General features: G+C 66.1%; 13 protein-coding genes and 1 tRNA gene. 7 read left to right on the top strand and 7 right to left on the bottom strand.

Annotated elements, in window-relative coordinates; all coding sequences use genetic code 11:
- The 3 genes from Q0Z66_RS10650 to dnaK all read right to left on the bottom strand — a co-directional run.
- Window positions 1–224, bottom strand: a 224-nt coding sequence (locus tag Q0Z66_RS10650; RefSeq protein ID WP_298040922.1) for a DnaJ domain-containing protein, incomplete at its 3' end; no start/stop codon positions are given.
- A 7-nt stretch (window positions 225–231) separates the two neighbouring features.
- A complete protein-coding gene (locus Q0Z66_RS10645; protein WP_298040919.1) occupies window positions 232–834 on the bottom strand; it encodes a nucleotide exchange factor GrpE in 603 nt (200 codons plus the stop codon).
- Between the two features lie 2 nt (window positions 835–836).
- Window positions 837–2,696, bottom strand: coding sequence for a molecular chaperone DnaK (gene dnaK, locus Q0Z66_RS10640; protein WP_298040917.1), 1,860 nt, complete (start codon window positions 2,694–2,696; stop codon window positions 837–839).
- A gap of 229 nt (window positions 2,697–2,925) precedes the next feature.
- On the opposite strand from dnaK, the gene Q0Z66_RS10635 reads away from it, so the two are divergent.
- On the top strand, window positions 2,926–3,174 hold the full coding sequence (locus Q0Z66_RS10635; protein ID WP_298040915.1) for a hypothetical protein: 249 nt from the start codon (window positions 2,926–2,928) through the stop codon (window positions 3,172–3,174).
- A 10-nt stretch (window positions 3,175–3,184) separates the two neighbouring features.
- Here the strand turns inward: Q0Z66_RS10635 and Q0Z66_RS10630 are convergent, their stop codons facing one another.
- Complete coding sequence (locus Q0Z66_RS10630) at window positions 3,185–3,643, bottom strand: DUF3817 domain-containing protein (RefSeq protein ID WP_298040913.1); 459 nt, start codon at window positions 3,641–3,643, stop codon at window positions 3,185–3,187.
- A 140-nt stretch (window positions 3,644–3,783) separates the two neighbouring features.
- Between Q0Z66_RS10630 and Q0Z66_RS10625 the strand changes: the two genes are divergently transcribed.
- Window positions 3,784–5,193, top strand: coding sequence for an MFS transporter (locus Q0Z66_RS10625; RefSeq protein ID WP_298040911.1), 1,410 nt, complete (start codon window positions 3,784–3,786; stop codon window positions 5,191–5,193).
- A 6-nt stretch (window positions 5,194–5,199) separates the two neighbouring features.
- On the opposite strand, the gene Q0Z66_RS10620 is transcribed toward Q0Z66_RS10625, so the two are convergent.
- On the bottom strand, window positions 5,200–5,712 hold the full coding sequence (locus Q0Z66_RS10620; RefSeq protein WP_298040910.1) for a MarR family transcriptional regulator: 513 nt from the start codon (window positions 5,710–5,712) through the stop codon (window positions 5,200–5,202).
- Between the two features lie 88 nt (window positions 5,713–5,800).
- On the opposite strand from Q0Z66_RS10620, the gene Q0Z66_RS10615 reads away from it, so the two are divergent.
- On the top strand, window positions 5,801–6,088 hold the full coding sequence (locus Q0Z66_RS10615; protein ID WP_298040908.1) for a hypothetical protein: 288 nt from the start codon (window positions 5,801–5,803) through the stop codon (window positions 6,086–6,088).
- A gap of 69 nt (window positions 6,089–6,157) precedes the next feature.
- Here Q0Z66_RS10615 and Q0Z66_RS10610 read toward each other — a convergent pair whose 3' ends face one another.
- Window positions 6,158–6,622 (bottom strand): hypothetical protein, encoded by a 465-nt coding sequence (locus tag Q0Z66_RS10610; protein ID WP_298040906.1) that lies wholly within the window; start codon window positions 6,620–6,622, stop codon window positions 6,158–6,160.
- A gap of 31 nt (window positions 6,623–6,653) precedes the next feature.
- Window positions 6,654–7,259 carry a dCTP deaminase gene (gene dcd / locus Q0Z66_RS10605; protein WP_298040904.1) on the bottom strand — a complete coding sequence of 202 codons (606 nt, stop codon included), beginning with the start codon at window positions 7,257–7,259 and terminating at the stop codon, window positions 6,654–6,656.
- 93 nt (window positions 7,260–7,352) lie between these two features.
- Here dcd and betT point away from each other — a divergent pair, with 93 nt between their 5' ends.
- The 4 genes from betT (at window position 7,353) to Q0Z66_RS10585 (ending at window position 11,964) form a co-directional block, all read left to right on the top strand.
- Complete coding sequence (betT, locus tag Q0Z66_RS10600) at window positions 7,353–9,644, top strand: choline BCCT transporter BetT (RefSeq protein WP_298040903.1); 2,292 nt, start codon at window positions 7,353–7,355, stop codon at window positions 9,642–9,644.
- Window positions 9,645–9,697: 53 nt separating this feature from the next.
- A complete protein-coding gene (locus Q0Z66_RS10595; RefSeq protein ID WP_298040901.1) occupies window positions 9,698–10,921 on the top strand; it encodes an FAD-binding oxidoreductase in 1,224 nt (407 codons plus the stop codon).
- 59 nt (window positions 10,922–10,980) lie between these two features.
- A tRNA-Gly gene (locus tag Q0Z66_RS10590) sits at window positions 10,981–11,054 on the top strand.
- 109 nt (window positions 11,055–11,163) lie between these two features.
- Window positions 11,164–11,964: a PASTA domain-containing protein gene (locus Q0Z66_RS10585; protein WP_298040899.1), complete on the top strand. Its 801-nt coding sequence runs from the start codon at window positions 11,164–11,166 to the stop codon at window positions 11,962–11,964.
- Window positions 11,965–12,681 lie beyond the last annotated feature (717 nt).

The following is a 12,681-nucleotide window of genomic DNA, read 5'->3' as shown; positions in this document are numbered from 1 at the left end:
CGGATCTCGTCGTACTCCTTGCGCTGCTCGGCATCCGAGAGCACGGCGTACGCCTCGCTGATCTCCTTGAACTTGGCTTCGGCCTTCGCATCGCCCGCGTTGGAATCGGGGTGATACTTGCGCGCCAGCTTGCGGTAGGTCTTCTTCAGATCCGCTTCGCTGACGTCCTTCGTGACGCCGAGCGTCTTATAGAAGTCCTTGTCGAACCAATCCTGGCTGGCCATGCATCACCTACTCTGCGGGAACAGCGACGACGACCTTCGCCGGACGCAGCTCGACATCGCCAAGGCGGTAACCCACCTCGACGACCTCGAGGATCGTGGACTTCTCGGCGCCGGGGGTCGGCTGCTGGAAGATCGCCTCGTGGTGCTGCGGGTCGAATTCTTCTCCGGCGACGCCGTAGGCGATGACGCCGAGGCGTTCGACGACGGCGCGCACCTTCTCGCCGATCACGAAGAAGGGGGTGCCCTCTTCGAGGTCGCCGTGGGCGGTGGCCCGGTCGAGGTCGTCGAGCACGGGGAGCAGGCCCTTGGCGGCCGCACCCTTGGCACGGTCGATCTCGAGCTCGCGCTGCTCTTCCGTGCGGCGACGGTAGTTGGCGTATTCGGCCTGCACGCGCTTGAGGTCGTTGAGGAGCGATGCGGCTGCGTCGTCCTCGGTGTCCTCGGCGGCGGCTTCGGCGGTCTGCTCGGCGTTCAGGATGTCGTCGACGGTGAGGCCGTCGGCGGTTTCGTTGGCGTCGGGGTTCTCCTGCGACGCGGGGCCGGATGCCGTAGCATCCGACCCCTCGTCCTCAGGAACTCCGGCGTTCTCGTCGAAGTTCTTGTCGGTCATGATTACTTGCTCTCGTCCTCGTCGTCGATGACCTCGGCGTCGACGACATCCTCGTCGGAGGATGCGTCGCCCGCGGTCTCGCCGTCGGCCGATGCGCCTGCTGCGGCATCTGCCTGCGACTGGGCGTAGATCGCCTCACCGAGCTTGGACTGCGACTCGTTCAGCTTGTCGAACGCGGTCTTGACGGCGTCTTCGTCTTCGCCGGCGAGTGCCGTCTTCAGAGCGTCGACGTCGGCCTGGACCTCGTCCTTGACCTCGGCGGGGAGCTTGTCCTCGTTCTCCTTGATGAGCTTCTCGATCGAGTAGGACATCGACTCGGCCTGGTTGCGCAGTTCGAGGGCTTCGGCGCGCTTCTTGTCTTCGGCGGCGTTCTCCTCGGCCTCGCGGACCATGCGCTCGATGTCATCCTTCGACAGCGAGGAGCCGCCGGTGATGGTCATCGACTGCTCGGTGCCGGTGCCCTTGTCCTTGGCGGACACGTGCACGATGCCGTTGGCGTCGATGTCGAACGTGACCTCGACCTGCGGCACGCCGCGGGGGGCCGGGGCGATTCCGGTGAGTTCGAAGGTGCCGAGCGGCTTGTTGTCGCGGGTGAACTCGCGCTCGCCCTGGAAGACCTGGATCGCGACGGACGGCTGGTTGTCGTCTGCCGTGGTGAAGGTCTCGCTGCGCTTGGTCGGGATCGCGGTGTTGCGGTCGATGAGCTTGGTCATGCGGCCGCCCTTGGTCTCGATACCGAGGCTCAGGGGGGTGACGTCGATGAGGAGAACGTCCTTGCGCTCGCCCTTGAGGACGCCGGCCTGGAGGGCGGCGCCGACGGCGACGACCTCGTCCGGGTTGACGCCCTTGTTGGCTTCCTTGCCGGTCTCGCGCTTGACGAGCTCGGCGACGGCGGGCATACGGGTCGATCCACCGACGAGAACGATGTGGTCGATGTCGGCGACCTTGACGTTGGCCTCGCGGATGACGTCTTCGAAGGGCTTCTTCGTGCGGTCGAGAAGGTCCTTGGTGAGGTCCTCGAACTTGGCGCGGGTGATGGTCTCGGAGAGCGAGACGGGGCCCGACTCGGTCAGCGACAGGTACGGGAGGTTGATGCTCGTCGAGGTCGACGAGGACAGCTCGCGCTTGGCCTGCTCAGCGGCTTCCTTCAGGCGCTGCAGGGCGATCTTGTCACCGGAGACGTCGACGCCGGTGGTCTCCTTGAACTGCTTGATCAGGTGGTCGACGAGGCGCTGGTCCCAGTCGTCGCCGCCGAGGCGGTTGTCACCGGAGGTGGCGCGCACCTGGATGGTGGAGAAGTCGTCGTCCTTGCCCACTTCGAGCAGCGAGACGTCGAAGGTTCCGCCACCGAGGTCGAAGACGAGGATGAGCTCGTCCTCCTGGCCCTTGTCGAGGCCGTAGGCGAGGGCTGCGGCGGTGGGCTCGTTGATGATGCGCAGGACGTTGAGGCCCGCGATCTCACCGGCTTCCTTCGTGGCCTGACGCTCGGCGTCGTTGAAGTAGGCGGGGACCGTGATGACGGCGTCGGTGACGGTGTCGCCCAGGTAGGACTCGGCGTCGCGCTTGAGCTTCATGAGGATGCGCGCGGAGATCTCCTGCGGCGTCCACTTCTTGCCGTCGACGTCGAAGGACCAGTCCGTTCCGATGTGACGCTTGACGGATGCGACGGTGCGGTCGACGTTCGCGACGGCCTGGCGCTTCGCGGTCTCGCCGACGAGCACCTCGCCGTCCTTCGTGAATGCGACCACCGAGGGGGTCGTGCGGAAGCCCTCGGCGTTGGCGATGACCTTCGGCTCGCCACCTTCGAGGACGCTGACGACGGAGTTCGTCGTACCGAGGTCGATTCCAACAGCACGTGCCATGTGTTTCTCCTTCTGGTTGAAGTTTCTGAAAATCCGGGGGCGACTCAGCAAACCTGAGCCGCGATGACTCAACTGTATAACGGCGTGTCGACCCTGTCAAGAGAACTTGATATGAACTGGCTCAACTTTTGATGTCACCTAGGCTGATGGCTTCTGGCAGGGGAACACCGAGGGACTGACGCTCACCGGTGACGATTCGACCGACAGCGACGCGGTTCTCGGCTACGTCGTGGGAGCCGACACCGCGCAGGTCACGAGCGCAGCACAGAACACGCAGCTCAGCTACCTCATCGGTGGAGCGGGCGGCATCGATGCGCGCACGATCGGTGGGCAGGACGGCGACCGTTCCTGGACGATCATCGCCCGCGCATTCACCGCCGTCAACGCGGGCCTCTATACGATCGTCGACTGCACGGGCGGTGATTTCGAGGCGACGGTCGCCGAGGTGGTCGACAAGAGCCCGATCATGGTGCAGTGACCGAGGGGGGTCAGCGTCCGGGCGGGCCGACCAGCAGCAGGATGACGTAGAGCGCGACGACCGCCACCGCTACGACCGCGACGAGGATGCCCGCACGGCGCAGCGCCCAGCGCATGCTTCGGTCGTACCAGGTGCGGTCCTGTGGGTGGTCGCTCTCGTCGAGGCGCCAGTCTCCGCGCAGGCGCCCGGTGCGGTGCAACCAGATCTCGGTGGGGATCGTCGCGAAGGGGACGACCGCGCTGCCGATCGCGAGTGCTGCGACGCCGATCTTCCAACGCTGATTGAGGGCCACGAGGATCGCGGTGGCTCCGTAGGCGAGGAACACGAAGCCATGGATGCCGCCGCCGATCGTGACGGCCAGGGCGGGCCCTCCGACGGCGCGGGTGATGAGCCCGGCGATCAGGAGTGTCCAGGTGATGGCTTCGGCGATCGCGAGCATTCGGTACAGGCGGGCGGGCGTGCGGAACATCGTGCTCCTTGTCGACGGGGTCTCCCCCACCGTACGTGACGCACCTATGGGCACCCCGGGCCGCTCGCAGGGGCTCTGGTTATCCACACGACGGGCGCGCCGCCACCCGCCGTTCACCCGTTGACGCCAGACTTCGAAGCATGAGCGCGCCGGATGGTTCCCCGACCCCGCAACCCGAGGCGACCGCGAACAGCGGCGCTGTGGGCGTGATCGGGCTCGATCTGCGCGGCGAGACGCCTGCGCCGAAGAAGCAGGTCTATTCGTGGGCGCTGTGGGACTGGGCGACACAGCCCTTCAATACGGTGATCCTCACGTTCATCTTCACCGCGCTGTACTTGACGACGGATGCGTTCCTGCCGGCGGAGATCGCCGCGCTCGACCCGGACGATCCGGCGCACAAGGCCGCCGAGGCGGGCCTCGCTTCAGGGCTGGGGTTGGGGTCGACGATCGCGGCGTTCGCGATTCTGCTGCTCGCCCCGGTTCTCGGCCAGCGTGCGGACGCCGCGGGGCGCCAGAAGCTGTGGCTGGGAATCGGTACGGGCGCGCTGATCCTGTGCATGTTCGGCCTGTGGTTCGTCGAGCCGGAGCCGATGCTGTTCTGGGTGGGCGTTGCTCTGATCTCAGCCGGATCAGTGTTCGGGGAGATCGCCGCGGTGAACTCCAATGCGATGCTCATCGGCATCGCGAATCCGAAGACGGTGGGCAAGATCTCGGGGCTCGGCTGGGGCTTCGGCTATATCGGCGGCGTGGTCGCGCTGGTCATCGTCATCGTCTTCTATGCGATGGACTGGTTCGGAATCGCCGATGAGGGCGGCCTGCCGTTCCGCCTGATCGCGGTGGGGTGCGCGATCTGGGCGATCGTTTTCAGCATCCCGATCTTCTTGAATGTTCCCGAGCCGTCGATGGGACGCCCCGAGCGCAAGGTCGGATTCTTCGCTTCTTATGGCCTGCTCGTCAAGGACGTCGTCGGCCTGTACCGATCACCGGAGACGCGCCCGACGTTCTGGTTCCTGCTCTCGAGCGCGGTGTTCCGCGACGGACTGGGCGGCATCTTCGCCTTCGGTGCGATCATCGCCGGCCAGGTGTTCGGGTTCAAGTTCTTGGAGCTGGCGATCTTCGGCATCGCCGCGAACCTCATCGCGGGCGTCTCGACGATCCTCGCCGGACGTCTCGACGACCGCTTCGGTCCGAAGAACATCATTCTTTTCGCGCTGGGAGCGATGGTCGTCGCGGGTCTGGCCGTGTTCTTCCTGGTGGATGCCGGGGCCCTGGTGTTCTGGATCGGCGGACTGCTGCTGTGCGCCTTCGTGGGACCCGCGCAGGCCGCGGCCCGTTCGTTCCTCGCCCGGGTGACGCCCGCCGGCCGCGAGGGCGAGATCTTCGGCCTCTACGCGACGACCGGTCGCGCGGCCAGCTGGATGGCATCCGGCGCCTGGACGCTGCTGATCGTTCTCACCGCCGACACCGCATACGGCATCCTCGGCATCATCATCGTTCTGCTCGCCGGGTTCTTCCTGCTGCTGCCGGTGAAGGCGAAGCCGGTCGGCTAAGGCGGCTCAGCCGCCCCAGCTGTCGGCGAGCTTGTCGAGCAGGCGCGCGAGTTCGCGCGCCTCGTCGTCGGTGAAGTTCTCGAGAGCCTGCGTGAGCGCTTCGCGACGCTGACCGCGCATTCCGCGCGCCGTCGCACGCCCCTCGTCGGTGAGCGCGATGCGGGTACGGCGCGCATCATCGGGATCGGCCTCGCGCTGCACGAGCCCCCGCTCGACGCCCTGCTGCACGAGACGAGAGGCTCGCGGCTGGTCGACGCCGATGGCTTCTCCGAGCGCACCGACGCTGAGCGGTTCGGACGCCGTCGACAGGACATCGAGCATCCGTATCCAGGCAGGCCCTCCGAAGCGTCCGCCGGGACCGCCATGGTGCCCTCCGGTCTTATCCCCGCGCTCCCGGTCGCGGCCGCGCCCGTGGGGGCCGCCATGGCCGCGACCGTGCGGTCCGGGGCCGCGGCGTCCGCGCAATCGGGACAGTGCGCGGGCGATGCTCTCAGCGGGGTCGGGGCTCTCGGCGGTCACACTCGAATTTTACATGTGACTTGACATGCATAAAACATACATGTCACACTACATGTACATGCAAAGTTACAAACAAAAGGAATTCTCGATGAACACCCCTGATGAAACTCAGACCTCCCGCCCCTTCAGCCACGGACGCCGCCGCCACGAGCACGGCCAGCCCCATCAGCACCGAACCGGCCACCGCCACGAGCAGCACCGAAGCCATGGCCACGCGCACAGCTGCGAGCACGGCAACCACGCACGCGGCTTCGGCCACCGCCACGGACACGGCCACCACCCCTCCCGCTCGTTCAAGCGCGACTTCGAGCGCGCCTACGAACGCGCCTTCGCCCGCGGATTCGAACGCGGATTCACACGCGGCCGCGCTATCTGATGGCACAACGTACGACACGCACAACAGGGACGGATGCTCCAGCATCCGTCCCTTCGTCGTTCTCAGCCGTCAGGCCGATACAGCCAGAAAAACCATGAGGCCGATCGCTCCCACGAACAGCGCTCCCAGCCCGCCGAAGATCACCACGCCCCACACGCGATAGCTCTCCGTGCCACCGACTTCCACTCCTCCGCCTGACGGCAGGTCGATGTGCCGGACCACCGGCGCCCCCGGATCGGGAATCGCACGCGCTCGCACAGCGGGCGATGCGAGCGCTTCCTCTGAACGGCGCCTCGAGGCCGAACGGCGCGTGGTCGGCGCCGCGACATCGGCGATGGCATCCGCCACATCGCCGAACTCGGGGGCCGGCGGGATGACCGGGGCCGCTGCGAACGGCTCCTGCGCATCAGGCGTCGGCGATGACGCAGCGAAGTCCGGCGGCGCAGGGACCTCGAAGGACGGCACGGCCTGCTCCGCCGCCGTCAGACCGGCGGCAGCACTCTCGGGCTCCGGCTCAGGCAGGTGCTCGCTCATGCCTCCACCCTACGGAGCCGAGCGGCGCACGTCAGCCGCCGACTGACCCCGCATCCAGCATGCCGACGTCGGTGCGGTGGAAATTCTGGAAAGAGCGGGATGCCGTCGGCCCCCGCTGCCCCTGATAACGGTTGCCGTACGGACCCGAGCCGTAGGAGTTCTCCGCCGGTGACGTGAGGCGGAAGAAGCACAGCTGCCCGATCTTCATCCCCGGCCAGAGTTTGATCGGCAGCGTCGCAACATTCGCGAGCTCCAGCGTCACGTGACCCGAGAACCCGGGGTCGATGAACCCGGCCGTCGAATGCGTGATGAGGCCGAGGCGCCCGAGAGAGCTCTTGCCCTCCAGGCGCGCGGCGATGTCGTCCGCGAGCGAGACCTGCTCGAACGTCGACCCCAGCGCGAACTCCCCCGGGTGCAGGATGAACGGCTCATCCGGCTTCACCTCGATGAGGCGCGTCAGCTCGGGCTGCTCCTCGGACGGGTCGATATAGGGGTACTTGTGATTGTCGAAAAGACGGAAGTACCGATCCAGCCGCACATCGATGCTCGACGGCTGAACCATCTCCGGCTCATGCGGATCGAGGCCGATCCGGCCGGCGGCGAGTTCTGCTCTGATATCGCGGTCGCTGAGAAGCACGACTACAGCCTAGAGGCTCGCCGCAGAACGATCAGGCGGCGTAGGGTTGCCGTCGAAGCCGGCCGCACGACCGGCGGTCGTGAAGGAAGCCCCATGCCGGATTCTGAGGACGCCCCCGAGGCAACGGACGCAGCACGGCGCGGCATGGTCGAGCGCGCCCGCTTCGGAGCCGGCCCGCGCAAGTCCTCCCCGGACGATGCCGATCGGGCCCCCGTCTCGAGCACCGAACTGCGCGACCGCGGCCCCTCCGGAGTGGCACGGTCGCTGAAACCGCGTGTGAACTGGCGCGTCTTCATCACGGCATCCGTCGTCGTCATCGCCTTCTCGGTGTGGGCGATGATCATGCCGGACTCGGCCGCGGCGACCATGCAGGACGTCGTCGGCTGGATCGCCACGAACCTCGGCTGGTTCTACGTACTCACCGTCACCCTGGTGATCCTGTTCGTGCTCTGGGTGGCGTTCTCCCGCGAGGGAAGCGTGCGCCTCGGCCCCGACCACTCGCGCCCGCAGTACGGCCTGTTCACCTGGGTGGCGATGCTCTTCGCCGCGGGCGTCGGCATCGACATGCTCTTCTTCTCGGTGACCGGCCCGGTATCGCAATACATCGCACCACCATCGGTGGCCCCGGAATCGCGCGAAGCCACGCAGGACGCCGTCGTCTGGACCATGTTCCACTACGGCGTCGCCGGATGGGCCATGTACGCCCTCCTCGGCATGGCGATGGGCTACTTCGCCTACCGCTGGAACATGCCGTTGTCGATCCGCGCCGCGCTGTACCCTCTGCTCGGACGACGCGTGCGTGGAGTGCTCGGCGACACGATCGACGTCTTCACACTCGTCGGAACCGTGTTCGGCGTCGCCACCTCGATGGGAATCGGCGTGGTGCTTCTGAACGTCGGCTTCTCGTGGATCTTCGGCCTCCCCGAGGGCCTCGCCCTGCAGATCGCGCTCGTCGCCGTCTCGGTGGTCATGACGGTCGCCGCCTGCGTCTCGGGGGTGGACAAGGGCATCCGCGTCATCTCCGAGCTGAATCTGTGGGCAGCCGGCGCGATGATCCTCTACATTCTCGTCAGCGGCCAGACCGCGTTCCTGCTCAACGCGATGGTCGAGAACATCGGCCGTTTCATCTTCACCCTGCCCGAACGCACGCTGCAGACCTTCGGCTACGTCGAGGGCGGATCGGAGTGGATGGCCGGCTGGACCCTCTTCTTCTGGGCGTTCTGGCTGGCGTGGGGACCCTTCGTCGGCCTGTTCCTCGCCCGCATCTCGCGCGGCCGCACCCTGCGCGAGTTCGTCATCGCCGCGGTCACCGCGCCCGTGCTGTGCGACTTCTTCATCGTCAGCATCTTCGGCAACTCGGCACTGCACCGGGTCCTCAACGGTGATGAGGAGTTCGCGGCGCTCGCGATCGCGCAACCCGAGCACGGCTGGTACGAGCTGCTCGCGTCCTTCCCGGGCGCGGCCTTCCTCATCGGCCTGGCGACCCTGTCGGCGCTGCTGTTCTACCTCACCAGCGCCAACTCCGGCGCGATGGTCATGTCAAACTTCTCCTCCTCCATCCCCGACCCCGCGCAGGACGGCAGCCGGTGGCTGCGCATCTACTGGGCTCTGCTGACCGCCGTGCTCACGATCGCGATGCTCATCGCCGGCGGTGTGACGACCATGGAGTACGCGACGCTGATCTTCGCCCTGCCGGTCACGATCATCGCCTACCTCGTGATGGCTTCCTTCTCGAAGGTGCTGCGCATGGAGCGAGCCGACCGCGAAGGACGCGTGCTGCGACATCGCCGGGTGGCGGTCGACGGCGGGCAGACGCCCGAGAAGAACTGGCGCCAGCGCCTGGCTCGCCTGCGATCGTATCCGTCGAAGGATGCCGTGCGCCGCTTCGCCGACGACGTCGTGCGGCCGGCGTTGAACGACGTCACCGCGGAGTTCACCGAGCTCGGTTACGACGCCTCCCTCGTCACCGAGCCCGACCTCGACACCGGCGTAGCCGCGCACCTGCTCACCGTGAAGATCGACGAAGGAGAGCGCGACTTCGTCTACCGCGTCGCCGGAGTCATCACGCCGGTGCCCCTGTTCGGCAGCCGCGGCATGACCCAGGGCAGCGACGTCTACCTGCGGCTCGAAGTCTTCACGCAGACGGGCTCCGCCGGCTACGACGTCGTCGGCCTCACCCGGACGCAGCTCATCGAGGACGTCCTCGACCGCTACGAGGCGCACATCGCGTTCCTGAACTACTCGGCCGAGCACGACTACGACTCGCTGCTCACGCCGATCCGCCCACAGCAGGCGACGGATGCGACGCCGGATGCCGTGGACCCGGCGCCCTCGGACGCGGAGGGCGATGCGCAGTCGACGGATCGCCCGAAGCAACCTGAATGACCGAGCGGAACTCTGTCATTCTGGAACCATCCAACTGATGTCGGGAGGGTGCAATGGTGCAGTCGATCGTGATCGGAGCAGGAATGGTCGGCCTCGCGACCGCCTGGCACCTGCAAGAGCGAGGCGTCGAGGTGACGGTGCTCGATCGTGCCGGCGTCGCGGCGGGGTCGTCATGGGGCAACGCCGGGTGGTTGACGCCCGGTAAGGCGATCCCCCTGGCAGACCCGACCCTGTGGACATACGGGCCGAAAGCCCTTTTGGATCCGGATGCTGCGCTGCACGTGCCCTTCCGGGTGGATGCCGCGCTCTGGAGCTTCCTCGCCCGATTCGCCTCCCACGGCACCCATCGGGCATGGGACCGCACGATGGCTGCTCTCACCCCCATCGACAAGATCGCCCTCTCCGCATTCGATGAACTCCTCGACGGCGGCGTCGACTCCTGGACCCGTGAAGGCCCGTTCGTGATCGGCTTCGCGGATGCCGCGCACTCGAAGGGATTCCTCAACGAAATCGCCGGCGTCATCCGACACGGACAGGACGTCCCCTTCGAACGCCTCGACGACCCGGCATCGCTCGCGCCCGCACTGTCAGAAGCCGTGAAAGTGATCTACCGGCTCGAAGGGCAGCGGTTCATCGAACCGGCGCCCTTCGTCGAAGCCCTCGCCGCGTCGTTCGTGGCGCGCGGCGGCGTGCTGCGCACAGACGCGGACGTGGCATCCATCACCGCCGGCGGCCACCCAGCCGCCGTGCTCTCCACCGGCGAGCGCCTCACAGCCGATTCGATCGTCATCGCCACCGGAGCCTGGCTGCCCCGCCTCGCCCGCCCGCTCGGCGTACGCACCCGCGTGCAGGCCGGCCGCGGATACTCCTTCACCGTCGCAACCGACGAGCCGGCCGAGCATCCGATCTACCTGCCATTCCAACGCCTGGCGATGACCCCCTACCAGGGACGATTGCGCATCGCCGGGACGATGGAGTTCCGCGGACCCGACGAACCCTTCCAAGCGCGCCGCGTGCAAGCCATCATCAACCAGTCGCGAAAACTGCTGCGCGGCGTCGACCTCGACAACCGGCAGGACGAATGGGTCGGATCGCGCCCCGTCACCCCCGACGGCCTCCCCCTCGCCGGCGCCACGAAAGCGCCCGGGGTGTTCGTCGCCGGAGGACACGGCATGTGGGGCATCGTGCTCGGCCCCGCCACCGGCAAACTCCTCGCCGAACAGATCACCACCGGCAACGTTCCCGCCGAGCTGCGCCCCTTCAACCCGCTGCGGTAAGCCACGCGTGAGCCGTTGAGGTCGTCCGACCTTTTGCTATGCTTGCGAAGCACCATTTCGGGGCTGTAGTTCAATGGTAGAACTTCTGCTTCCCAAGCAGATAGCGCGGGTTCGATTCCCGTCAGCCCCTCCACACAAGTACCCGACTCCCCTTGTTTCTCTGGCATAGATCAGGCATGGGCGGAGCGCTGACCCGCCTAGTCCGCTGGGTTTCGAGTCAACTGACTCGCTACGCTGAAGCCGTGAACACTCCTGCGCAGGACAGGCCCCGACGACGATTCACGCGCGCCTCACTGACCGCCATCATCGCCGTCAGTGCACTCCTGGCCGCGTGCACGCCGTCGCCTCTCGATGCCTTGCCAACGCCCGAGGCTGAGACCGTCGCTCTTCCAGACGTCATCGGAATGCGCGGCGACATCGCCCAAGAGCAACTGCGCGAACTCGGAATGTTAGTCACGCTCCGCGCTGATGAAGCAAGCGTGTGGGAACCCGCGAACTGGATCGTGGAGGAGCAAGACCCGGTCGCCGGTGCGGTCAAACTGCGAAGCTCGGTGACGCTTCACGTCGGGCGCCCACCTGCGGAACCATGGGATGGCCTGACCGATGGCACTTGGGAAGGCGGTGACTTCACACTCGGCGAGAGCGTGCTCCCGCCGGTCGCGGGTCTGACCGGGAACATGCGCTGGGACTGGGAGTTCATCGTCACCGGCCCACCGACTCTCACGACCACGGATGGTGGCGAGCGGATCACCATGTCCTCCCCGCTCACAGTCACGCGCATCCAGAACGCTTGGCCAGACGAGCAATTTCAGGACGACATGCAGTTCATCTTCAGGCCGGGAGAAGTACCTGAGCACGCGAAGATGAACGAGAGTTGGGGCGTCCACACCGACATCGAATGCACGCAGGAAACTCTGCAGCTGAACGAGGCCACAACCTGTCTGGTGTCATTCGTTGCAGAGCCCGAGGCAATCGCAAACTCATACTGGCGAGTGAACCGCACGTTCGACGTGGCGGCGTGGCCGGGCCAACTGCGGCAGTAGCGACTCTCCGAGAGCTTGGATAGATGTGGGGTTAGAGAGCACCGGTTGACGACAGTGAACATCACCGTCCACGTATACCTCACCGCATACGGGATCCCATCGAGGTCATGATCGATGCCCTATTGGACCTGACCTACCCCCACGCTCGATGTGAATTCATCCCTCCTCGAGGGCGCTTCGCCCAACTGCCCGCCAGGACACTGCGCGCCACCCTCGAGAACCTCTCCATCTCCCTCCGCGAAGGATTTGGACGCGTTCGTCGTATCCGAACGAGAAGACCTCACCCCGGCCGAAGCCGCAAAGATGCTCGGCATGAGCAGGACACACCTGCACAAGATCCTGGATTCCGGATCTCCCCACCCGACCTCGTCGCCTATCGCGCACGCACACACGCATTGCAGAAGCTCCATGCCGAAGCCGTCGCTCATCCTGACAACCTTGAGAACCTCGCTCTCGACGAGTTCGACTGAGCCGTTTGACGCAAGCCAAGTTCGAGACCATCATGAACAAAGACCTGGCCGTCACGGAAACCCATACTCGCCCACTCCTGCATCCGGCACCAAAAAATCGAAATGTCCCTGGTATCGGCCAGAATCAAATTAATAATGGCCAACAACCTAGCCGCACTGTTCGCGAAGACTGACTCGCCCCGGCATGTCCGGAGAGCTGTTTGCTGGTGTCAGCCGGCTCTTTCAACCGGTTCGTTGCGAGCGTAGT

It is taken from the genome of uncultured Microbacterium sp., from assembly GCF_947632095.1.
In the GTDB taxonomy this organism is placed as follows: domain Bacteria; phylum Actinomycetota; class Actinomycetes; order Actinomycetales; family Microbacteriaceae; genus Microbacterium.
The sequence above is the reverse complement of the archived record's forward strand: the minus strand, read 5'-3'. Positions and strand labels throughout refer to the sequence as shown.